Source organism: Salinimicrobium sp. 3283s (genome assembly GCF_039602225.1).
GTDB classification, from domain to species: Bacteria; Bacteroidota; Bacteroidia; order Flavobacteriales; family Flavobacteriaceae; genus Salinimicrobium; species Salinimicrobium profundisediminis.
The window spans coordinates 544,026-570,559 of record NZ_CP143631.1 but is presented as its reverse complement, the minus strand read 5'-3'; the positions used below and the strand labels follow the sequence as shown (position 1 = coordinate 570,559).

General features: G+C 41.8%; 7 protein-coding genes. 1 reads left to right on the top strand and 6 read right to left on the bottom strand.

Features of this window, described 5'->3' with window-relative positions; genetic code table 11:
* Window positions 1-102 precede the first annotated feature (102 nt).
* The 3 genes from VS868_RS02455 to pruA form a co-directional block, all read right to left on the bottom strand.
* Window positions 103-9,831 (bottom strand): LamG-like jellyroll fold domain-containing protein, encoded by a 9,729-nt coding sequence (locus VS868_RS02455; protein ID WP_345599081.1) that lies wholly within the window; start codon window positions 9,829-9,831, stop codon window positions 103-105.
* A gap of 145 nt (window positions 9,832-9,976) precedes the next feature.
* Complete coding sequence (locus tag VS868_RS02450) at window positions 9,977-20,653, bottom strand: PKD-like domain-containing protein (protein WP_345599080.1); 10,677 nt, start codon at window positions 20,651-20,653, stop codon at window positions 9,977-9,979.
* Window positions 20,654-20,926: 273 nt separating this feature from the next.
* A complete protein-coding gene (gene pruA / locus VS868_RS02445; RefSeq protein ID WP_345599078.1) occupies window positions 20,927-22,552 on the bottom strand; it encodes an L-glutamate gamma-semialdehyde dehydrogenase in 1,626 nt (541 codons plus the stop codon).
* Window positions 22,553-22,689: 137 nt separating this feature from the next.
* On the opposite strand from pruA, the gene VS868_RS02440 reads away from it, so the two are divergent.
* Complete coding sequence (locus VS868_RS02440) at window positions 22,690-23,400, top strand: NRDE family protein (RefSeq protein WP_345599077.1); 711 nt, start codon at window positions 22,690-22,692, stop codon at window positions 23,398-23,400.
* Between the two features lie 356 nt (window positions 23,401-23,756).
* Here the strand turns inward: VS868_RS02440 and apaG are convergent, their stop codons facing one another.
* Genes apaG through VS868_RS02425 form a run of 3 tightly spaced genes read right to left on the bottom strand, consistent with a single transcriptional unit; the run spans window position 23,757 to window position 26,497 of the window.
* On the bottom strand, window positions 23,757-24,143 hold the full coding sequence (apaG, locus tag VS868_RS02435; RefSeq protein WP_266069461.1) for a Co2+/Mg2+ efflux protein ApaG: 387 nt from the start codon (window positions 24,141-24,143) through the stop codon (window positions 23,757-23,759).
* 1 nt (window position 24,144) lies between these two features.
* Complete coding sequence (locus VS868_RS02430; protein WP_345599076.1) at window positions 24,145-25,227, bottom strand: DUF3667 domain-containing protein; 1,083 nt, start codon at window positions 25,225-25,227, stop codon at window positions 24,145-24,147.
* A gap of 19 nt (window positions 25,228-25,246) precedes the next feature.
* Window positions 25,247-26,497 carry a DUF5103 domain-containing protein gene (locus VS868_RS02425; protein ID WP_345599075.1) on the bottom strand — a complete coding sequence of 417 codons (1,251 nt, stop codon included), beginning with the start codon at window positions 26,495-26,497 and terminating at the stop codon, window positions 25,247-25,249.
* Window positions 26,498-26,534: the final 37 nt, after the last annotated feature.

Sequence of the window (26,534 nt, the reverse complement as noted above, 5' to 3'; positions counted from 1 at the left end):
TTGGTTTTATTGCTGAAATAACTTTTCGAGAGTTGTGATTCAGTGCTGTTACATCTTTCAGGTATTGATAAAAATATGATGAAAGGATTGAGCAAAAAAACCTTAATCTATCCGATCCACAAGGAATTTTAGCACCCGGGTAAAATCTTCGGTATAAACACGTACAAAGTACATGCCTTTATTTGGGACTTTTATCGGTAATTTGCTGATTTTTTCAAGCTCAATATTGGAATAGGAATGTATTTCCTGTCCTAAAGCATTGAACAAAACAGCCTTTTTGAGAGGTAACAGGCCTGGATTTTGAATTACCACCTCTTTATACTTTGATGAATAAACTAAATTAAATTTACCCTGAGCAGGAGTGGGTTCTTCGGGTTGTTCACTTCCGTCGCCATCGCCATTTCCATCGCCATTTCCATCGCCGTCGCCATCACCACTTCCATCACCGTTATCGTCACCATCATCCCCATCACCGGGATCTTCTGTATCATCTTTTTTCTCATGGAAGACAAGAGAGTAACGATCATGAATTTCACCGGCTTCAATTGTTGTAGTAAAATCAGATGCTCTCAGGTTGTAATAAGTATCGGTAGCATTGTCTCTAATATATATTGGAAGGTCATCGGGGATATTTTCCATTTCATCTATAGCAATGGTGAACTCTCCTTCCGTAGAAATTTTAAGTCCCAGAGGTAAGACCCTTTCAGTATCAAAATCGGGTACTCCCTGAATTACCAGTCTATCCTCCTCTTCTCCCATAAGCCAGTACATATCCTCTTTATTATTTTCGATAAGAGGTGCGTCATAACCCAGGTCAAAACCTGAAGTGGTAGCGGTATCACGGGTTACCAGTAGCTGGCGATGGTAACCTGCCGGAGATTCAAATTTCAACCAAAGTCTCATCCTGGTTTCCTCCTTAGGAGTATCTTCAGCTGTAGTATTCTGGTTCACTGTTTTCTTTTCCATAGAATGGAAAACAACTTTTGTGGAATCTGCTTCTGTTTGAAATACCCGCTGGCTATTATTGAATTTAACCTCTCCACCTGTGATTGTCACATTTGGATTAAGCGACAATGCCGGGTTTAAAACGGTATTGATAAAAAATCCCTGGCCCACAGCAATATACTGGCGTGGTTTCTTTCCGCCCTGGCGGTTTGGGTTCTGGTTATTGATCCTGGCGTCATTGGCAATAGCGCGAATACCACCGGCCAGGTTGTAAATTGCGTAACCTCCTACATATTCAGTAAGAATGTGGGTTTTATTTGCAAAATGGGACCAGAAATAAATTGAGCCATTAAATACATTTTGAGAGTTTCTGCCTAAGGGAACATTCTTTAAGTTATCCCTAATAAATTCACTTGCGTCAATGGCTGAAGGGTATGGGTTTCCAATTAAATAATTTTGATCCAGTCCAATGTTCAGGGTAATAGTTCCATTATTGGGCATACCTCTAAAAGTGTAATTTTGGAGTTCCTTTATGTCTTTATTTCCCCTAGACCCTTTCATGGTAAAGCCTTCTCCAGTGGCAACCAGGGTTTGGGGAGTGATCTGTTTCCACTTGCTGTATTCCCCGGCTTTGCCGAAAAACTGATTGAGCCAGTAGGAACTAATTCGAATAGGACCTTCTTCAGAATAATTATGATCTGCATAATGATACTGAGGATTAAAATCTATGGGTTTGGGATTTTCTGGCTTACTACCGTCCATAAGAACATCAATAAGTTTGTATCCTGAGTTGGGAGCATTTCCTTTTATACTTACAGGAGAACTCCAGTAATTGTAGTTATAGCTGCTGGCAGTTCCCTGCTGGTCTCGTTCTAGGTATCCCGATCCTTCTACCTTACTGCCTTCTGGCTGTAAAAGCTGTGATTCTCCATTAAGATCGAGTACGCCGTCCAGCTTAAAATAATGAGTTAGTGTTAGGCTGGTACCGCTCTTATTATTTTCTCCTTTTAAAGTAAGAGTACCTGTTTTGTCCAGTAAGCCCAAGAGGGTAATATTCTGAGAGGAAGTTGGGTTGTTGACTTTTTTACCATTAAGATCTACAATATTCCAGTTAATTGCATCCCCATTTATCCCGCTGGTGTTTGGAGCATTCCATACATTTGGCATGCTGATATTTCTTCCGTTGTACGGATTGGGCAGCTGCCAGGTATTTTTGTCAAACCAGTTACCATCATTTGTAAAAAGTTTGTAGGGGAGAGGTGCAGTGTTTTCCTGCATATCTTCGATGTTCTTCAGGTTTCCATCTGCTGTATTTCCCAGGTTTCCAAGGTTGACGGTAAAGCCGTTAGCTATCAGGCCTTCTTCGGCCAGGAGTTGATAATAACCGGGCAGTTTACTCCACGACTGTACTTCGGGAGCGTTTGGCAGGTTTAGATCATTTCCTAAGACACTTCCGTTTACCTGAGTATCATTGATTTTCTCCAGCCGCTGATTCATGTAGAACCTTATTTGCTCAACAGAAATTCCTGTATTCCATATTCGAACCTCTTCTATAAAGCCTGAGAAGTTATTTTTACTTCCACTAAAAGAAGAAGCGTAAGTAGCTCCAATAATAGCCGGGGCACTATTGTCAACAATAGCATTTGGGGTAATACCCGAATTGGATTTTACCAGGATGCCATCTACATACAGCTGCAGTTCGTTGCCAGAATATACCCCTGCCACGTGAAACCAACGATCTGTTGTTAGTGAGTTTACAGAAGTTACACTCTTATTTCCGACCCTAAAAGCAGGAGCTCCATTGCTTAAGATAAGATCGTAGCCAGAATTTAATTTATCTTCTTCCCGTTTAGAAATTATAGTTCTTGTTCCGGTAAGATCATGAGGTTTTATCCAGGCTTCAATAGAGAGGTTGCTGTTCACCATGTCGTAGTGATCACCAAGATCTACAAAATCGTCGTTTCCATCAAAGTTCAATCGGCTACAGGCGGGGGGAAGTTCAATTACCACCGTGTCACTTATTTTACATTCTTCAACAATAGGAGTTACTACCCAACTTATTTCATACTTTGTATTTGCCTGCCCCGTGAACCAGGTATTTGGAGCTAATTCGTTTTCAAAAGTGGGTGAATTACTAGTGGTTGGTACAGTTGCAATAACTTCCCATCTGCCAGTCCCCAGGTTAGGATCTACAGGTATGGCGTTTAACTGAATTTTACTTATGCCACATTCAGCAACAATGATATCTTCACCTGCATCCACAATAATTTCTAATGGCTGATCTATAGTAATATTTTCAGAAAGCAGGGTACAACCATATGCTGTATTTGCGGTAAAAGTATAAGCTCCGGCTTTAAGGTTGGTTACCTCAAAATTCCCTGTGGTATTGTTTACTTCTGAAGCAACTTCAGATCCGTTGTTGTTTAGTAAGGTTAAAGTGTAATTAGGGGAATCACCCGTAATCATACCTCCACTGACAGAAATTGTGGCGCTACCATCTTCGCCGTCAAAACAGGTGACATTCGTTACCGAAGTGTTGTCAATTTGTAGTGCTGAAGGCTCTAAAACAGGTGGGCCGGTAACATCTACCTGGCAGCCATTGGCGTCTGTAACAATTACAGAATAACCCGATTCACTTGGAGAAAGGTTGGTAACGGTTTGGGTTGTTCCAACAGTATTTCCGTTTTGGTCTTTCCACTGATAGGTGAAAGGAGCTGTTCCTGTTCCTTCTGTCACGGTTACAGTTGCAGTACCATCCTGTGCACCAAAACAATTTACAGGGGTGACAGAAACGGTTGCAAGGGGAGAATTGTAAAAAGAAATATTCACCTCATCGGTACAGGTAGCGTTAGGATCATTAGAGGTTAAGGTAAGCGTTACCCCGTTTTCAGAAGTAAGGTCAGTTTCTCCCGGAGTATATGTGGCATCCAGGGCCTTATTATTAGAAAAAGTACCGGATCCATTGGTAGACCAGGTGCCACCACCATTTGATCCTGATATGTTACCATTCAGCTGAACGGTTCCTATATTAGAACACAAAATTTGATCTTCACCTGCATCTATTCCCAGGATATTCACAGCAGCTAAAGCCTCTTGCGGTTCGCACCCGTAAAAATCGGTTACTGTTAATTTATACTGTCCGGTCATATCTGCCGTGACATTTTCAATTATAAGGTTTTTTTCAGATGAAACTACCTCTCCATTCGGGCTTGTCCAGGTATATTCAAACGGCTCCCTTCCTCCTTTAAATTCTGGAGTAATTTCCAGTATTTCTCCCTCACATAAAAATGTAGCCGGTATGGGGTCAATTGAAAATTTTATTTGCTCAAGCGTACCAAAGGAGATGTCATCCAAACCAAAGTCGTTACCATTGCGAATTGTTTCTAAATTGATGATCTCAAGTGTGGCTGTAGTAGCGTTTTGAGAATTCCAGAAGGGGTTACTGTAGAACTGAATCCATTCCCCAACAGCGATATTTCTTAGATCGGCTATGGTTCCTGTGGGTACCCCATTTACCCGAAATTGCAGTCTTGCTGGGGTTTTAGGGTTAACATTGGTTCCCCAGGCACTGAAATAATAATCAGTATTAGGCTGAATATTTTCAATGGTTTGCCGCCAAATGACTTTTCCTGATCCAGGCGCCCCATTAATAATCATAAACTTACCATTCCCCGAAGTATGATCTCTTCCGTCAAAATCATTGTGATAATCACTTGCATCCCTGTCAACAGCAAAATCCCCTTCTGGATAAAGATCACCCGAATTAGTTTTGTTGCGATATTCCGTATAGAAGCCATTTACACCATTCTCAAAATTTCCATTCACTAATAGTTCTTCAGAAACATTTATAGAAGCCGAACTTTCACAACCAAACTCATTGGTGACGGTGAGTGTATAGGTTGAAGCTATCTGAACATTCTGAGTTCTATTTGTACCCAATAGTTCTCCTCTTGATTCCCATTTGTAAGTTAAATGCTCATTATCAGAAACGAGCTCTATCCAGGTTGAATCGCCGCAATAATTTGCAGTAATAGATGGTGGCTCTGGCTGATTCACCACAACTTTAACTGAAGCACTGCCAGGACAACCGGTATCTGGATCGGTGTAGGTGGCAGTATAAACCGTGGTGCGCTGAGGATTGACATTTTTTGGATTAGCATCTGTCGATGTCCAGTCACTAACATCACTGGTCCATTTTACTTCAGGAGCAGCCACACCATCTCCTGTAACCGATATGTTGTCTACAGCCCAATACCAGTCATCATTTGCGTTGTCATATCTAAACCTGATCTGCACATTTTTTTGTCCTGCCAGGTTACTAATGTTATAAGTCTTTTTTACAAAATTTCCTGCTTCGCCCTCGGTAGAAGTATAGGTGTCAATTTCTTGCCAGCCGTTTCCGGTATTGTATTCTAAGATTCCATAATCTCTGTTCTGTCTTCCTCCTCCGTCTCTGTAATGATGCCAGAAAGTGAGCTGGAGCGTATTATATCCTTCAGTGTTAAAGCTGGGGCTTGTGAGTTTTACATCATTAAAATTACCGGTATAACTATGACTGTTTACAAGAAAAAATTGATCACTGGTACTGGAGTTGAAATAGACTTCTTCGCAGCGGTATTCATAACGTCCTCCCCACCAGCTATTGTCCCGAACAAAGACCCAGCTACATTCTTCGTAAGCCACGGTTCCACTATTAGTCAACCGCCACCTGTTTCCATTAGTAGGGGTTTGCCACCCGTCTTTTCCTGTATTAAAATTGGCACTCAGTAATTCCGATGGCAAATTTGTACTGTTTGCAAAAGAAGTTTTAGAGAACAAATCTACATTGTCTCCCCGGCAGATGGTTATCTCATCGGTAACTTGAGCTCCTCCATTTCTAGAAGCAGAGACCTCGGTATCAGGAGAAGGAGTCACTGATACAACAACATTGTAAACCTGAGGATTAGTACAGTTATTGGAGCTTAGTACAAAGCGATATGTAACTCCAAGCGTTTGTTGAGTGGTATTGTTTAAAACTTCTTTAATAGCACCTGTGCCACTACTGGTCTCATTGCTAATTCCGGATACCGCGGCTCTGGTCCACGAAAAAACTGTACCTCCTGTGGAACTGGTAGGAATATATCCAAATTCTGTTCCACTACAAACCCCATCCGGGCTAAGGGTACTGCTTAATAAAGGAGTAGGAGTTACAGTTGTTTCTATCTGGGCTGTTTGAATGCAACCTTCTGGAGAAACCATTATAACTTCATATACTACCGCTATGGGGTTTGTGGTAGTATTGATTAAAACTTCACTAATATTGCCGGTTTCGCTATTGGCGGGTGTTGAGATTCCGGAAATCTGGGGCCGGGTCCAGCGAAATTCAGTTCCGGGTATGTCGCTGCTGAAAGTGTACTCAAAGGCCGTTCCTGAACAAAACCCGGCTGCCTGTGTGGGGCTGGTTAAATTGGGAGTGGGTTTTTCGGTTACCACAACCGGTTTTATTACAGAGCAACCATAAGTGTTCTCTGCTTTAATATAGTAAGTTCCCACACTGGTTTCAGTAGGTTTACTGAGAGGAATGGAGGCCGAAATATCCTTCCAGTAAGTGAAAGTCAGGTTAGGTGTAGAACCGGTTGTGATTTCGGGACTTGTTAAATCTACTATTGCCGGGGAGCAAATAGTTTCAGGATTGGTTATAATTAATGAAGGAAGAGGATTCACAGTAACAGTCACACTTATGGGCGTACCAGTACATCCATTTGCTTCAGGCACAATTCGGTATTTTACAACCTGGGGCTGGGAGCTGCTATTGGAAAGCGTCTGAATAATCTGATTTCCCGAGCCTTCAGAAGCTCCGGTGATCTCATTGCCTGCTTCAGCAATAGTCCAGGAAAACGAAGTCCCACTGCCGCTTAAGTTAATGGAAGTGCTTTCTCCGGAACATATTTGCTGGCTCGCCGGGCTCACTGAAACTGTCGGGGTGGGATTTACAGTAACATCATAACTTACAGGTGTTCCTGTGCACCCATTTACCACAGGGGTTATCGTCACAGTTGCCGTTCCGGTTTTAGCAGTAAACGCCGGGATTTCAGTCACATTAGTCCTGTTGGATAATCCAATAGCCGAACCACCAGAAATATTGAATTTAGTGCCGGTTACATTAGCGCCAAGAGACAGGATCTCTGTTGTTTGACCGTTACAATACGTCTGGGAATCAGGAAAAACATTTACTTCCGGCCTGGGTTTTACAGTTATGGTGAAGGTCTCTACTTCTCCGGTACAGTCATTTGCTGAAGGAGTCAGACTAATAGTGGCTACCTGGGTCACATGAGTGCCATTAGTGGTGGCGACAAATGCAGCAATATCTCCATTTCCTGAAGGACTAAGACCAATATTGGTGTTATCATTACTCCATGCTACTTCACTTCCTGTTACCGATACGTGTGAAAGATCAATCTTACTAATCGTTTCTCCTTCACATACCACAATATCATTAGGTTTTGTGATCGATGGAGTGGGATGTATGGTGATGGAAAAACTGGTCGCATCCCCTTCACAGGCATTCCCGAAAGGAATAACCTCAATTACAGCGGTAACAGATTCATTAGTGTTGTTCTTTGCCGTAAAAGCAGGGATATTTCCAGTTCCACTTGAAGCCAGTCCAATATCAAGACTGCTTCCGGAAGCACTTTTATAAGACCAGGAATAAGATTTGTTTGCTAAATTATTACCGGTAAAGGTTACAGCAGGAATAGTTTCAGTATTACAAAACTCGCTGCCGTCAATTGCGGGTACATCAACAGTGGGTTCAGGAATAATGATTTTCTGGTCTGCTGTAACGGAATTATTAGAAGAATCGGTAAAAGTCCAGGTAATTATATATTCCCCAAAATTATTGAAGCTAAGGTCATTTATTGTGGTTCCTGTTATCACTTCATCACAGTTGTCTGTAGTGGTAGGAAAATCTGTTATTTCTCTGCCGCAACTCCAGTTAAGATCCTGTAAAGTTGGAATTTCTGGATCAATGTCGTCAATTACTTTAATAACTGCTGTTGCCGTGGTTAAATTTCCGTTTACGTCGATGATTGTCAGGGTTACTTGGTTATCTCCTGTATTGGAACAATTGAAAGTTGTTTTGTTTAGGCTAAGGCCACTTATTCCACAGTTATCTGAAGATCCATCGTTCACTTCTTCAGGAGTAATGGATGCTGTTCCTTTTTCGTCGAGGTAAATGGTTAAATCCTGCGCACTTGCAATAGGGTTTACCTCATCTTCTACGGTTACAGTCGCGTTCGCTGTAGATTTGTTTCCATTGGTATCGGTAACAGTAAGAACAACAGCATTTGGTCCTACATCAGAACAGTCAAAGCTAGTAATATTCGTATCGAATACTAATCCGCTACAGGCGTCAGATGATCCGTCATTAACTGCATCTTCATCGATAGTTGCGTTTCCGTTAGCATCCAGTTGAACCGTTATATTTTTAGCTTTAGCGACAGGTTTCACCTCATCTTTTACAGTTACAGTCGCATTCGCTGTAGATTTGTTTCCGTTGGCATCGGTGACAGTAAGAATTACAGTATTTGTTCCAACATCAGAACAGTCAAAGCTAGTGATATTCGTATCGAATACTAATCCGCTACAGGCGTCAGATGATCCGTCATTAACTGCATCTTCATCGATAGTTGCGTTTCCGTTAGCATCCAGTTGAACCGTTATATTTTTAGCTTTAGCGACAGGTTTCACCTCATCTTTTACAGTTACAGTCGCATTCGCTGTAGATTTGTTTCCGTTGGCATCGGTGACAGTAAGAATTACAGTATTTGTTCCAACATCAGAACAGTCAAAGCTAGTGATATTCGTATCGAATACTAATCCGCTACAGGCGTCAGATGATCCGTCATTAACTGCATCTTCATCGATAGTTGCGTTTCCGTTAGCATCCAGTTGAACCGTTATATTTTTAGCTTTAGCGACAGGTTTCACCTCATCTTTTACAGTTACAGTCGCATTCGCTGTAGATTTGTTTCCGTTGGCATCGGTGACAGTAAGAATTACAGTATTTGTTCCAACATCAGAACAGTCAAAGCTAGTGATATTCGTATCGAATACTAATCCGCTACAGGCGTCAGATGATCCGTCATTAACTGCATCTTCATCGATAGTTGCGTTTCCGTTAGCATCCAGTTGAACCGTTATATTTTTAGCTTTAGCGACAGGTTTCACCTCATCTTTTACAGTTACAGTCGCATTCGCTGTAGATTTGTTTCCGTTGGCATCGGTGACAGTAAGAATTACAGTATTTGTTCCAACATCAGAACAGTCAAAGCTAGTGATATTCGTATCGAATACTAATCCGCTACAGGCGTCAGATGATCCGTCATTAACTGCATCTTCATCGATAGTGGCATTCCCATTTTCATCTAGTTGAACTGTTATGTTTTTTGCTCTAGCCACAGGTAAGACCTGATCTTCCACAGTGACAGTTGCCGTCTTGCTGTTCGAATTATTGTTTTCGTCAATTACCGTGAGGGTAACCGTATTTGTGCCAATGTCACCACAGTCGAACTGAGTTTTATCAAGCATATAATTTTTGATTCCACAGTTATCATCAGAGCCATTATCTACCTGAGCGGCAGTAATAGAAACTGAACCGGAAGCATTAAGTTGAACAGTAATATTTTTTGTGAAGATTGTGGGTTTAGTAGTATCCTCATCACAATCATCAAACCCCACAGCAAAAATTCCTTTAGGCGATTCATACCAGGAAGCGGTATAATTTTCAGATGGTTGAGGGTAACTAAAGGATTTAAGATCTGGGCTCGACCAGAAGGCACCCAATACAGGGGAGCCGACCAGTAAAAATAGTATCCATATCTTAACAGGAGTAAAATATTTCTCCATACCAAACCATTAGAAATCAGGTGGTAAAAGTAGGAAAAAAAACAAAGCCTTAAATTTTTACTTTATTTTAATAGATTAAAGGCTCCAAACTTGGCTAAAGTGCATAAAGCTAAGAAAATTTTAGTAAGTATTCTTTAAAGTCGATTTACTCCAGAATTACTTTTTTTGTAATGATTCCCTGTGCTGTATGCAGCTTCAGAATATATACTCCAGCACTAAAGCGTTCTACAGGTAGCTCTTCTTTTATTGTTAACGGGATATTGTAGTAGACGTGAACCTGCTGTCCTGAGAGGTTGTTCAGATAGATTCTATTGACCTTTATCAGTTCGGGATTTTTAATTAAAATGATTCTGTCTTCATTCAGGTACTGGACTTTGAACGGCCCATCGTCTACAACAACCGGATCTTCGGGTTCTACTACAGGTGTTTCATCATCTTTAAAGACCAGTTTAAAACGATCTGTAAAGACACCCTCTTCAACTTCTATAGTATATGGTTCGTTTTTTAAATTATGTATTTTGCCTGTGATGCTGTCTTTCAGGAATATTTCCTGATCTTCTGCAATGTTACCCAATCTATCTATGCTAATCTTTACAACTCCTTGTTCTTTTATCTTCACCCCCAGCTGAAGTTCCCGCTCCACATTAAAATCTTCTACTCCCTGTATCACAAATTCGTTATTGTTAAAGTACCAGTACATATCTTCAACATTATTTTCAATAAGAGGGGCGTCATAACCCAAATCGAAGTTATCGGTAGCATTGGGATCGGCAGTGACTAAAATTTGTCGGTGATATCCTTTTGGAGATTTAAATTTCAGCCAAATACGCTGCTGTTCTGCCTTTGAGGTATTTGTACCCTCAATTCCTGAAATTTCTTTCTTTTCCTGGTAGTGAAAAACTGATTTTTTAGCATCATTTTCAGTAATAAATAGTCTTTGATTATTCCTGAAAGTAACCTGCCCGCCATGGATAGTTATATTTGAAATATTTACAATTTCAGGATCTAAGCGGGTATTGACAAAAAAGCCCTGGCCTACCGGAATGAACTGCTGCGGAATGCGCCCGCCTTCATCTTCAGTAGCATTAATCCGGTCATCTATAGCCACAGCAATTACACCGCCTGAGAGATTATAGGTAGCATAGCCGCCAATATATTCTTCGAGATAATGAGTTTTATTGGCAAAATGCGACCAGAAATAGATGGTTCCGTTAAAGACGTTGGAAGTATTTCGGCCATTGATGACGTCTCGCATATTGTCTAGAATAAATTCATCGGCATCAATAGCTGACGGATATGGATTCCCTAAAAGATAATTTTCTCCTGTGCCCGTGGCATTCATAGTTTCCATTAAAATGGTACCGTTATTTGGGAGCCCTCTAAAGGTATAGTTTTGTGGGTCGAGTATAGCTGTACTACCAGAGGTGCCTTTCATACTGTAGCCTTCGCCAACCTGCAAAACTCCTGTACTTCCAATATGTTCCCACCTAAAGTAATTATTTGCCGTACCATGGAACTTGTGAAGCCAGTAAGCACTCACTTTGCGCGGGTTTGTAAAACCAGCATCGGCGTGATTGTAGGCGTTGCCAAAGTTGATCTTAGCGGGGGTAGGGGTTGTTCCATCCATCATAACTGTTCCTACAGAATAATCGGCGTTAAGGCTTCCGGGACTTACAGGGGAAGACCAGTAATTGTAATTATAACTGCTGGCAGTTCCTTGTTGGTCTCTATCCAGGAAACCTGTTATTTCCCCGTTTATACCCGAAGTCTGATCTACGATACTTCCATCAGGTTGAATAAGTTGTGATTCTCCATTGAGGTCAATAATACCATCAAGCAGGAGGTAATGGGAGATAAAAAGTCTATTTCCACTTCCACCGCTGGTCCATCCTGTGGGATTCGCTCCTTCCATATCAAGTACATTACTTTCAGATAATAAGCTCAGGACTGTAATGTCCCGATTACCAGAAGTGATATGATGAGAAGTTTTTACTATGTTCCAATCAATAGTACCTGTATGCGGAGGGTCCCAAACTTCAGGGCGCAACCAGGTATCATCTGTTCCCCAAATTCCATCTTTACCAGAATAATAGGGAAGGGGTGCAGTATTCTCCTGATTCGTTTCCATATTGACTAACCTTCCCGGAGATGCTGTTGCAGCACGATCTGGGGTTAACCCATCAAGAGGCATATCTTCTGGTAAGAAAATAACTGGACTAGTGGGTAAAGGTTCGGGTGTTGCCGAGATCAATCTGTAGTATCCTGCCAGGTCTGAATAATTCAGTCCGCCGGGTACATTCATAGGAATTTGTTCTCCCATTTGAGTGCCATTCGCAATAAGCCGCTGATTCATCATAAATCTTATCTGTTCAACCGTCAGCGCTTTTTTCCATAATCTAACTTCCTCTATCCAGCCGGAATAGAAGTTAGTTGTTTTGCCATTAAGTAGTTGAGCTCCTATGATAGTTTGAGGACCGTTGCCACTACCTAAAGTGAAATTAGTTTTTTCTACTCCGTCTACATATAATTTCCCATTAGAAATTGCAATATGGTACCACCTGGTGTTTGGAGTAATGCCAGCCGGAGTGGTGATATTAAAATTTGGGCCTGAGATTATAGTTCCACCAGATACTTCGGGCCTTATCCAGGCTTCAAAACTTACAACTTCATTGTAGGGATCATCAATGAGTATGTGGTCGTCTTCCCCATCAAAGTCTAAAGCAATACAGCCCTTAATAATTACCTCTAATGAATTGACTTGAGGAGCACAGGTTTCCGGATTTTCATAAATGTTTCCATTTTCATCCTTTTCTGTAGGTTCAAGGATCCAGGAAACATTATAAGTACCCGTAGTTGTGGTATGAAGAAGTGCATTGGGATCATTTTCGGCAGCAATATTATCATTTGGATTGGAGTCTACTAAAGTAGCACCTACCGCATCAATTGACCACTTGCCTATATAACCATCGGGTGTCGGGTAAGTTATTACAGGTTCATTTTTCCCATTTAGTACGGAAGCAGAAAGTTGGGCTTCAAAATTTCCGCAGCTACCATACTCCGCTGAGACAGAAGTAGTGTATTTGTCAAAAACAAACACCTCTATGGTTTCGGCATTTTCGGCTACCTCACAGGCATTACCGGTAGAATCAAACACTAATTTTGTCTTTACTTCAAAAACATTAAGACCAATTTGTTTTGGGGCATATTGAACAGAATTTGTGGTTCCAATGGTGATAACCTGTTGAGGATCTGTATAGTCGTTCCATTCAATAGTAACATTTCGAGGGCCTTCAGGTAATTTTATACCATCTACAGCCCAAAGATCTCCGTTCCTCGCTCCATCAAACGCGAACTTTAGTCTCAGATTATTTTTACCTAGATAGTTCCCAAGGTCTAACAACATTTTGTTCTTAGGGCGGGATTGGGGAGTACCGGTTCCAAAGCTGCTGTAATTACCACTGGAGGCACTACCACTCATGGTAAATAGAACTGCCTGATATGTATTTCCTCCATCTTCGGAAATTTCTACAGTTATTGTGGCTCCGGGTGTTAGGTTGTAGGCCTGATCGAAAGTTACAATCGCCTGATCCATTGAGCCTATACTGAAAATGTTCGTTTCCATGGTAGCATTATGAGCCCCCGAGACCAGTGCAAAACCTTTATTTCCATCTTCGATTCCCGAATCCCACCTCATAGGACTCATTGAGTATGGACTCGTATTATAATTTGCTGTGTTAAAATTATGTGGAGTAGCTCTTGACCAAAAATCCTGGTTGGTATTGTTGGCGTTGGTTTCGAAGTTCATATCTTTTCCGTCGAGTCTAAAACGCCATCCTTTATTTTTAAGTCCTGCATTATCAAAATTCCCGTTTTCAACTGTGGGAACGCTGTTGGTATAACCCGTTTCTGAACTTAAGGTTACCGTATCTCCCAGGCAGATAACACTTTCACTTACTGTTACGGGGCTGGGTGTTATATCTGTCGGAATAACACTCAGAATTGCAGTTTGGGAGAAAACATTAGGGCTACAGGCCCCACTACCTATTTCTACCCTAAACACTGTTGTTTCAGGTAGGTTTAAACCCTGTATTGTAGAGGCAGATAACACATTGCCGGTAAAATTTCCTTCTTCTCCCGGAATTGTAATCCAGGAAGCACCGTTAATACTATATTTCCATGCCAGGATGTTTCCTGTATGACCTGATAGGGTAATGGGTAAATATCCAGAAGTCGCCCCCTGGCATATCATGAAGATCCTGCCGTTGTTATTGGTATTAACAAGATCTTCAAAAGCTAATTTCCCGCCAACTGGTAATGGATCAATATTTATTTCCACAGTACTGCTTACGTCTTCGCAAACTCCTTTCCCTTCAATAATATAAGTAATTTCGTGCGTGCCGGTAATGGCATCTGTAGCAGTCCAGGTAATTGCACCAGTAGTAGCGTTAATGCGACTTCCCAAAGTGGGGCTGGAAAAAGTTCCCCCGGTTTCAGAACCATTCACTACCGAGGCGCTTTTTGTGGAGATGCAAAAGGAAGTACTGCTGTATTCAAACCAGGCATCGGATTTTTTTTCGATATTAATTGAAAAAGAACCTTCTACCACATCACACCCATCGGCGTCAACATTCACCGTGTTCGTAATGACGTAACTTCCGGCATCACTGTTCATTATATCAATATTTCCCGTTGTTGTGTCCAGAGCAAGGATAGCTCCTTCGGGAGTTGCTGTATAAGTAAAACTACCCGTAACTGCACCATCTTCCAGAATTGGGGCAATTGTTTGTTCCACTTCAGAAGCTGAGCAAAATTCTGTTGTAGAGTAGGAGAAATTGGGATTTGGTTTTTGATTAATTGTAATAGATGCAGCATGAGTTACTATAGCACAACCCTGGGTAGAATAATCTACAGTATTAATAATTTCATAGGTGCCGGGTGCACTGGCGGCCACATCAATTTCTCCCGTAGCTGCATTTGCAAATACAAGGTCTTCAGTAGAAGAGCTAAAAGTGCCGGCCACTCCTTCATTTAGAAAACTGGGAGTAATATTTTCTGAATCACTACAAAATGGATTCTCCCCATAAGTAAAATCGGCTACAGGTTTTTCTCCTATGGTTACTTTGAAGATCTTTTCGGCAACTGTACAACCTGCTTCCTGGGAAGTTATAGTGTAGGTATAAGTTATTGTAAACTCTCCCGGGCTAGTGCCATTTGGAGTTATGTCTCCGGTAGTAGGGCCGATCGCTAAAGCAGTGTTATCTACTGAAAATATTCCGGTACCGTTAGTAAGGTTGTTTCCGGCAATATGTGGGGTATAGGTGGCAATGTCTGTTTCACAAAATTCGGTGGAAACAGCACTGTTGTCGCTGGGATGATAGCTGAATTCAGTTATGACTGGTTGAGGTATTATTGTTAGACTTCTAGTATCTACAGCATCTTCACATACCTGAACACCTCCAACTTCGAATTTAGCAGTTAAAGTAAATATAAGGGTATTACCAAAGTCTGCTGCCACAGGAGCATAAGTTGCTCCATTTAAATCTGTTGCATTTAAGATTTGTCCTGCTCCATTAGTGGTCCAGGCGAGAGAGCTGTAATTTGCGGCAGTAGCTTCTGTACCAATGTCAATACTCGTTGAAGTGCTACAAACTTCTATATCTTCTCCCGCTTCAACTTCAGGAGGTGAATAAACAGTTACTGTGGCCGGATTAGAAATAATTTGCAAACAACTTCCTTCAGGACTGCTTATTACTACATCATAAATATCAGAATCTTCCAGAGCTAAATTTTTAATGATCAAATTTGCGGTTGTTGTGCCCGAGTATTTTGATCCATCGAAAATTGGTATCCCATTTTTTCTCCATACATAGTCATAGATGTTTCCGGTAGCGACAACACCAATTTCAACAGCATTTTCTCCCAGGCAGACAGGAAGGGTAGGTTCAGGTTGACTGGTGATAGTGATAGTTTGATTTACTCTGAGTTCGACTTGTTTCGTGGACTGCACATTGGAGCAGGGAGCGGTACCTTTAACCAGAACAGTATAAAATCCGGCATCAGAAGCATCGGCCTGGGCCATATTTAAGGTGGGGGAATTGGTTCCAATAGGATTTCCATCTTTTGTCCATTCAAAAGTCAGACCGGTTCCTGTTGCTTCTATGGAAAATTCAACCGGGAAACCTGCACAAGCTTCTATTGGTGTCGAATCGTCAAGATCTGTTATGATCTCTACCGGCTCATTTACGGTTACCGCACCTGAAACATCACTGGTCACTTCAGGTGTACATGCTCCACCTACAATTACGTAATAGTATATAGTTCCCGGAGTACTGGTTTCAGGAAGGAAAGTGGCGGCAGTAGCTCCATTTATTGCAGTACCTCCGGTATTTAAATTCGTTGAATTACTGTACCATTGGTAAGTCAGATCTTCTCCTGTAGCTGTAATCGACAATTCTGCGGCAGGATCCTCAAGGCATAAGATTTGCTCAGTGGCAGAAGGCTGAGCAGTGATATTGGGTGGAGAGTTTACAGTTACCGCTCCTGAAACACTACTTGTCACTTCAGGAGTACAGGTTCCGCTAACGATAGTATAGTAATATAAAGTTCCTGGAGTACTGGTTTCGGGAAGGAAGGTGGCGGCAGTAGCTCCATTTATTGCATTACCTCCGGTATTTGAATTCGTTGAATTACTGTACCATTGGTAAGTTAGTTCTTCTCCGGTAGCAGTTACAGACAATTCTGTAGCAGTATCGTTCAAGCATAAAGTTTGTTCAGTTGTAGAAGGCTGAGTAGTGATAGTGGGTGGAGAGTTTACAGTAACCGCTCCAGAAATATCACTAGTCACTGCAGGAGTGCATCCTCCCCCAACAATTACATAATAATACAATGTGCCTGCAGTACTGGTTTCCGGAGAAAAAGTAGCGGCAGTAGCTCCATTTATTGCATTACCTCCGGTATTTGAATTAGTTGAATTACTGTACCATTGATAGGCTAGATCTTCTCCGGTAGCTGTTACAGATAATTCCGTGGCAGTATCGTTCACACATAAAATCTGTTCATTGGTTGAAGGTTGAGCAGTAATATTGGGTGGGGAGTTAACAGTTACTGCTCCAGAAAAATTACTTGTCACTTCAGGAGTACAGGATCCACCGATAATTACATAATAATATAAAGTCCCTGGAGTACTGGTTACCGGAGTATAAGTAGCGGCATTAGCCCCATTTATTGCAGTACCTCCGGCATTTGAATTAGTTGAATTGCTGTACCATTGATAGGTTAGGTCTTCTCCGGTAGCTGTGACAGATAATTCTGTGGCAGTATCATTCAGACACAAAGCTTGATCAGTTGTAGAAGGCTGTGCAGTGATTGCGGGAGATGTATGAACATTTACCGCGCCGGATACTCCGCTGGCCACCGGGGGAGTACATGTTCCACTGACGATTACATAATAATACCGAATTCCTGCTGTTGTTGCTACTGGTGTATAAGTAGCAGAAGTAGCTCCATTAATTGCAGTACCTCCGGTATTGGCATTAGTTGTATTGCTGTACCACTGATATGTCAATCCGGCGCCGGTAGCCGTAACTGATAATGGGGTTGCAGTACCATTAAGACATACGACTTGTTCACTGGTTGACGGCTGAGCTGTAATTGCAGGTGGAGCGTTCACGGTTATCGGCCCTGACACGTTGCTGGTCACTGGCGGAGTACATGTTCCGCTGACAACTACATAATAATATGTGGTTCCCTGAGCAGTAGTTAACGGAGTATAAGTAGCAGATGTAGCTCCATTGATTGCAGTACCTCCGGTAATAGAATTGGTGGTATTGGTATACCATTGATATGTTAACCCGGCTCCACTAGCTGTAACTGATAAGGGAGAAGCAGCAGCATTAAGACATAGGACTTGTGGAGTCGTCGAAAGTTGAGTAGTGATTGCAGGTGGTGCGTTCACAGTTAGAATCATTTTGTCAGATAGTTGAGCGCAATTAAAATTCCCTGTCGTTTTTGTACTTGTGAGAGTTAGGGTAATAGAGCCTGTAAAATCCTTTGAAGGAGAAAAAGTAGGATTTTTGGCTTTTATGTTGCTAAAAGAACCACTTCCAGCAGGACTTACAGTCCAGGTTGGGGCATTTTGACCACCACTATTTATATAGCCACTATAATCTGAATCAGTTATACTATAACTTCCATTCATACAAATGGAAGTATCCGCGCCTGCATAGACGGAGGCAGCCTTTTCAATAGTGACCGGCAAAGTTTTAGAACTACTTCCACAAGCATTTCGCGCAGTTGCAATTAAATTATATATTCCTGCATTTAAATTACTGTTGTTTATGGTAATAGAGTTTGTTCCGGCTCCAGCAGTAATCGTCCAACCCGTTGGTAATGTCCAGTTATAGCTGGTGACATTTGGATCTGAGGCCACCGTATAAACCAGACCTGTATTTGGAGGACAAAGTAGAGTAGTATTAACAGGGCCACCTTGTGTTGGAGCAGGACTAAACACGGGAGCCGCAGGAGGTGTAAAACCTTTCATACTAATAACATTACTAGTAGTGGTCACAGGTGATCCACAGATAGCATTTGAAGTCATTACCACTGAGATTTGAGAACCAGCAGCTAAGGAATTTGCTGTAAATGTAGGACTGTTAGGACCTACATTGGTTGTGCCGTTTTTCCATTGGTAGGATGGGTTTGTTCCCGGGTTAATCGGGGTGGCGGTAAAGGTTACCGGAGTTGAGCCCGAGGCTGTTGTAGTACAAATTTCAGTTGAAGTTGATGAGATGGTAACAGAAGGTACGAGAGTCGGGTTCACCGTCACAGTAATTGTGTAAGGTTCACCTGCACAATTTCCTGTAGTAGCCGTAGGGGTAACAATATATTCTACTGTACCTGCTGTTGTACTGCTGGGGTTGCTTAAAGGTTGATTTATTGTTGATCCCGCTCCAGCACTTGCACCAGTAATACCTCCTGTAATATTTCCCACCGTCCAGTTAAATGAACCTGAGGTAGAAGCCGTCAATGAAATATTTGGTCCGTAGCCACTGCATGCCGTTGTCGTGTTTGCAGTAGTTACTAAAGGTTTCGGGTTTACTGTTACTTTAATTGAGTAAGCCTCACCTGCACAATTTCCTGTAATTGCAGTAGGAGTTACAATATACTCAACTGTCCCCGCTGCCGAGGTGCTGGGGTTAGTTAGTGTCTGATTAATGGTAGTTCCCGATCCTGCACTTGCACCTGAAATATTTCCTGTAATGGATCCTAAGGTCCAGGAAAAAGTACCCGGTGTAGATGCAGTCAGTGCAATATTAGGACTTGCCCCACTGCATATTGTTGCTGTATTTGCAGTAGTTACAGATGGTTCCGGATTTACTGTTACCGTAATCTTATAAGGTTCCCCTGCACAACTTCCTGTAGTCGCTGTTGGTGTTACAATATATTCAACTGTTCCTGCTGCTGAGTTGCTGGGATTGGTTAGGGTCTGGTTTATTGTGGATCCCGATCCTGCACTTGCACCTGAAATATTTCCAATTTTGGATCCTAAGGTCCAGGAGAAAGTACTGGGTGTAGATGCAGTCAATGGAATATTAGGACTTGCACCACTACATATTGTTGCTGTATTTGCAGTAGTTACAGATGGTTTTGGATTTACTGTTACCGTAATGGTATAAGCTTCCCCTGCACAACTTCCTGTAGTAGCGGTGGGTGTTACGATATATTGGACTGTCCCTGCTGTTGCGCTGCCTGGGTTGGTGAGAATCTGATTAATAGTAGTTCCCGATCCTGCACTTGCACCCGTGATGCCTCCTGTGACGGTTCCTACAGTCCAGGAAAACGAACTGGGGGTAGAAGCTGTCAATGGGATATTGGGACTTGCACCACTGCATACGGTTGCAGTGCCGGCAGTAGTCACGGTTGGTTTTGGATTTACTGTTACTGTGATTGTATATGGTGTACCTGTACAACTTCCTGAGTTAGCCGTTGGAGTTACGACATATTCTACTGTACCTGGTGTACTGCCTGTATTCGTGAGGGTCTGATTAATTGTAGTTCCCGAACCGGCACTTGCCCCAGTTATTCCTCCTGTGATAGTACCTACTGTCCAGGAAAAGGAACTGGGTGTTGAGGCGCTTAAGGAGATATTCGGACTTGTTCCACTGCATACCTCGATTGAATTTGTGGTTGTTACCGACGGTTTTGGATTTACTGTTACCGTAATTGTGTAAGGGTTCCCTTCACAATTTCCTGTTGTAGCAGTAGGTGTGACGATATACTGAACCGTTCCTGCTGCTGCATTGCTGGGATTGGTTAAAATTTGATTTATTGTAGATCCCAATCCTGCACTTGCACCTGTAATGCCTCCTGTAACGGTTCCTACTGTCCAGGAAAACGAGCTGGGTGTAGAAGCAGTCAACGCGATATTGGGACTTGCACCACTGCATATTGTTGCTGTGTTTGCTGTAGTTACTGTGGGAATTGGGTTCACAGTTACTGCAAGAGAATTACTCGTCAAAGGTGTAGCTAAGCAATCGGCTGTAACAACCACTCTAACAGTATGTCCATCCTGAAGAGTATTAGTGGTAAAAGTATTGGAAGGAGTTTTTAAGCCCTGGTTTAGACCGTTAACCTGCCACTGGTAAAGGATATTTGTTCCGGTTCCATCCAGGGCGGCGGTAAATTCCACAGGTTCCCCTGCACAAATCGTTGTTCCCGGTGATGCAGTGATATTTACAGACGTAGGACATTGCCCCCACCCCAAAATCGAGGTAAGAATAAAAGCCCAAAAAGTGAAAACTTTAAAGAATAGTTTTTTAACCATATTCACAGCATATTGGGGAAGGGGGGGAGTTAAGACCGAGGGGTGCCTTAACAGTCTAAGGTACTGCGAATTAACTTAAATTATCAGGGCTTTCGGCTAAAGGCCGCAAAAAACGTTCAGAGGTGAGGATTTAACTTATTCTATTTTAATTTAACTTTCTGAATGTAAGAGTTTTATGATAAAAACTCTTGCCTTGGCAAAGGTTTAAAAGAGTCAAAAAAAAGCCGCCAGGAAAATATTTTCCGGCGGCTTTTAATAAAAAGGTTGTTTTTACTATTCTCCCAGGAATGGGTATCTGTAATCTGTTGCAGTTACAAAAGTTTCCTTGATAGTTCTTGGTGAGATCCATCGATATAAGTTAAGGATAGATCCTGCTTTGTCATTGGTTCCACTTCCACGCGCACCTCCAAAAGGTTGTTGTCCCACAACGGCTCCTGTAGGTTTGTCATTGATGTAGAAGTTTCCTGCGGCATTCTGTAATGCTTTGGTAGCTTCCGCAGCTGCGTAACGGTCTTGAGAAAGAATTGCTCCGGTAAGTGCATATTCTGAGTCATCTACCAGCTTGAGAGTTTCATTCCATTTTTCATCCTCATAAAGGTACACGGTCACAACAGGCCCAAAAAGTTCGGTACACATTGTACTGTATTTTGGGTTCTCTGTAAGTATAACTGTAGGTTCTATGAACCAGCCCTTAGATTTATCGTAATTTCCACCAACTACTATTTCTGCATCGCTGTCATTTTTTGCAGCATCAATGAATTTTGCCAGCTTGTCGAACGAAGCCTCATGAATTACCGCAGTGATGAAGTTGCTCATATCTTCGGGTGATCCCATCTTGAAAGACTTCACATCTTCTATAAGGTAATTTTTAACTTCTGCCCACATACTTTTAGGGATGTAAACCCTTGAAGCAGCACTACATTTTTGTCCCTGGAATTCAAATGCTCCTCTCGAAATAGCCGTTGCAACCTGCTTTGGTTTTGCACTTGGGTGGGCGATAATGAAATCTTTACCCCCGGTTTCTCCCACAATACGCGGGTACGACCTGTAGTTATGTATATTTTCTCCTATTTGTTTCCAAAGGTTCTTAAACACCGTGGTGCTTCCTGTGAAATGAAGTCCGGCAAAATCCCTGTTCTCAAGAATAGTGTCTGAGATCATTTTTGGATCTCCCATCACCATATTAATTACCCCATCTGGCAATCCGGCTTCTTTAAATACTTCCATAATTACCTGGGCCGAATATACCTGCGAGTCGCTTGGTTTCCAAACTGCAACATTCCCCATTAATGCAGGGGCCGAGGGTAAATTACCCGCAATTGCCGTAAAATTAAAAGGAGTTACTGCATATACAAAACCTTCAAGAGGGCGGTATTCGAGCCTGTTCCATGCTTCCGAAGAAGATTCAGGTTGTTCCTCATAAATGCGTGTCATGTATTCTACATTGAAACGAAGGAAGTCGATCAATTCACAAGCCGAGTCAATTTCAGCCTGAAATATATTCTTAGACTGCCCAATCATGGTAGCAGCATTGATCTTGTAACGGTAAGGCCCTGCAATAAGCTCGGCTGCTTTCAGGAAAACTGCTGCTCTTTGTTCCCATTCAAGATTTGCCCATTTTTCGCGGGCATCAAGCGCAGATTGTATCGCCTTTTCCACATGCTCTTTTGAAGCTTTATGATAGTCACCAAGGTGATGCTGATGATCGTGCGGCGGATTCATAGGTGCTGTATCACCAGTTTTGATCTCTTCGCCACCAATATAAAGTGGTACCTCTACCTTGCTGTTGTACAATTCTTTATAAGCCTTTAAAACGGCTTCTCTTTCGGGTGTTCCCGGGGCATATGACTTTACGGGTTCATTTACTGCCTGCGGAACCTGGAATACACCTTTTCCCATACTGTTGTAATTTTTTTTGATTTCTAAATGTATGGTCGTAAAGGTAAAAAAATTAAAATAGTTTTACTTACTCAATTTTTTACTGAACTTTACTCAAAATCAGCACCTAAAAGGTAAAAAATCTTAATTTTTTCATAATGTGTACGGTTACTATCCTGCCTTTAAAAGGCCATAATTCGTTTGTTCTTACTTCCAATCGTGATGAGGCTCCGGGGAGGCAAACGCTACCGCCAAAAACCTACGAGGTTGCAGGCTCAAAAATGGCATTTCCGAAAGATGTTTTGGCCGGGGGCACCTGGCTGGGAGTGAGCGATAGCAAACGTGCTATTTGTCTGCTGAATGGTGCCTTTAAGAAGCATGAAAGAAAACTGCCTTACGGCAAAAGCAGGGGAGTGGTGGTAAAAGATCTATTGGCTGCTGAAGATTTTACTGAAGCTGCGGAAGAATATGAGCTTTCTGAAGTCGAACCTTTCACCATTGTAGCAGCCGATTGGCAAAAAGGGCTCTTTTTTGCTGAATTTGTTTGGGACGGAAGCGAAAAACATTATAAAAAATTACCTCTGAAGCCTCACATCTGGTCCTCAAGTCCGCTTTATTCTGAAGAAATGAAGCAGCTGCGGGAAGAGTGGTTTTTAGAACTTCAACTTCAGCAGAAAGAGAATATTAATCCCGAAGCTCTTCTCAATTTCCACTTTTCAGCAGGAAAAGGAGATAAGGAACAGGGTGTGATCATGGACCGCGGATTCGTAAAGACCGTGAGCGTTTCTCAAATTATTGTTTCCGAAGGGCAGGCAGATTTTTTCTATAAAGATCTCGCCACAGATAAGGTGTCAAAAATGACATTTTAGAGCGGTAAGCTGTGGAAATTCCAAAAATACAAGCACCAAATTCCAACAATATTCCGTAGTCTGCTTTTTGGATGGACTTGAACCTTAAACCTTAAACCATGAAAGATGAGGTTTCCTAAATGCCATTTTAGAGAGGTAAGGCGTGGAAATTCCAATAATACAAGCACCAAATTTCAACAATATTTCAGAAGTGTGCTTTTTTAATAGAGGAAAAGATGAGGTTTCAAAAATGATATTTTATAAGGTGATTTGAGGATGTGATAATTTGAAGATTTGAAAAAGTTCCAGATACGCTAAAATAATGTAACTCCGAACGGAGTTGACGTAACCACAAACTTTGAACGTTAAACCTTGAACTAGTTTAGCGCAAATGGGGCACTGAGTTTAAAGGAGGGGATGGTGACCCTGAATTTCCTGGTAGAAGTAAAATTGATCATGCTGTAAAAGCCGCTCATAGATCCAAATGGTGAGGTGAGCAGACATCCGCTTTTGTAGGTGTGGGATTCTCCGGGTTTTAGAACCGGTTTCTTTCCAATTACTCCTTCACCTTCCACAATTTCTGTGCGGTTAAGCGCATCTTTTATCTTCCAGAACCTGGAACTGAGTTGCACAGAATCTTTGCTTTGATTCTCAATAGTGATTTGATAGCCAAAGGCGAAGTGGACTCTATAGTTTTTATAGAAAGTCCCTTCAAAATTTGTTTCTATAGAGATTTTTATGCCTCTGGTAATTTGTTGAATCATGCTAGTAGATCGCAAATGAAGCCAGCACCGAAAATATGAATGCTAATAAAGCTAAAGTAAAGAATATAATATTTATTATAATAAACTTTATCAACGTTTTAACTCTTCTCTGTCCGTAGAATTTTCTAAAAGCTTTATAGAGGTAAAAAGCGAAGATGAACATGGCAAGCGCGGTGGCAAAATTGCTGTTGAAGAGCGTATTAATGCCCACTGCTATTCCAAAAAGCACAAACCAGGTGGTTTGATTGTGGAAGGTAAAGATGAGGTGTTCCATGTATGTGAAAGGCCTCCTTAAATAAAGCAGCCAGATGAACAGCGCAAACACCGGAAGGTAAAAGAAGATGATGAACGGCAGCTTGCTGTAAAAATAACTCCAGAAAAGATTAGCATCTGAACCGAATATTTTTGAGTTCACGGTTTTCTTGTAAAACCATTGATTAAAGCGGGAATTTGAATAATTGAGGCTGTCTAAAGCAACTTTGGAATTTCTCATCCCGGTAGCTTCATAATGATCTGAAAATACCTGCCATTGCTTTATTCGGGCATTTAAAAAGCTCATGGTATCCAGATCTTTTTCCGCAATATATTCTGGGGTTGAGACGCTGTCGTTGGCAGGAAGAAATACTTCTAAAGGCGGGTTTTCTATACCCTGGGCGGTTAAAATGGAATCAACTTCCTTTTGTTCTTCTGCACTGCCTTCCAGGTCGAAGTTAATGGGTGATTCAACTTCGTGAGTGACACTCCAAAGCAGGAAAAAAATAATGGAAGCGCTTAGGTAAAACCGGTAAGGATTGGCATAGCGCACCCTCTTTCCCTGAATGTAATCTTTTGAGATTTTTCCGGGTTTAAAAAGCAGGGCTCCCAGCGTTCTGTAGAACCGGGAATCGTAAGCAAAAATTCCGGCAAAAAATTCGTTGAAAAAATCGTTAAAAGCCAGCTTTTTGGTACTGTTAAGCTGACTGCAGTTTGGGCAAAACTCATCACTGATATCAAGAGGATGATGGCAGTTTAGGCATTCTGTGCTGCGGTACTTCAGTCTATGCCGCTCCTTGTATATCTTCGGTAAATTTTGACCCTCGTTCATGAGAAACTATGCAGATAACTTAATTGCTGATGTTTAATGAAGTAGCTGAGCCCATTCCAATAACCCTGGTAAACCTTCCACCGGGAGGCAGGTAATAGATGAGCACGGTATAATCGTTTTCGGTGCTAACAAAATTTCCGCTTATAAAACCTTCATCAAGAATGCCATCCTTCCGAAGAAATACATATTTGTAATCGTAGTATCCCTGTTTGAAGAGGCGTGCCGTTTCATAAGCGCCGGTGTTAGGGTTGTATTCGAGTTTTGTGCTTTCATCAAGCACGAAATTATTAAACTGGCCGTAAAGATGTACTTCACCACCTTCAAAAGGCTCGGGGGCAGCGAGGGCAAAATGGGTCCACACGTAGCCGGCCTCAATGTCGTCTTCAAGCGCTTGAAATTTTCTCACCAAAAATTTTCCGTTGATATCGGGGTTATAGGTGTAGGGTTCAAATGCCCTTATCGCGTCTGGGAAGAGGTAATGATGATATAGGTCCTGGAGGTCAATGTACTGTATTTTTACGGTTGCCGCCCGCAAATCTTTGCTGTCAAAACTAAGGAATTCGTTACCGGCCCAGAAGGAAGTGAGGTCGTTGTATTTGTAAATAAGGCTGGTGCCAATGTGGTACTGTGGGCGTATGTTGTAGATCGCGGTTTTTAAATTGTTGTTTTGAAGGATAACCGCCCAGGTTGATTGTTCCGGGTTGCGAATAATGAATTCGGGCGAGTCTACTTCAAAATTCACCACGTGTTTTGTTTGAATATTTCTCACTTCCGAAGATTTTCGCACGGCTACCTGCACACGGGTGAGAGGTTCGTAAACAATGAACTTTCGGGAGAATACCAGTTCTTTATTGTCGTTAAAGATCTTTATTAAATAATTACCACTAACTTTAAGCGAACGGGTATTGTCATTAGGGATGCGCAGCTCGTAGTGAGAGTAAAGCTGAAGCGTGTTGAAAGAATTCTCATAGTTAGTAATGCGAACGTTATCAAAGCCTTCTAAATACTCATTTTTAAGTAATTCTGAAGGTGTCCAGTCGTAATTAAAATGCTCAATAGTGTAATAGTAATTGGCCTCATCGCCTACCAGGTCGTCAAAAGTGAGCAACAGAGGTTCTCCCAGTTTAATAACAGGCACTCCGCTATACTCGTTAGAGCCAGTAAAGATTACGGTTCTTATAAAATTTGGAGGAGGATTTTCTACCGTCTGTGCGGCAGCAGAAAAAATTCCCAGAAGTAAAAAGAAAAAGAAGGATAAGTTTAACTTCATGCACCAAAAATAAATTTAAATATACTCAAAAACTGAT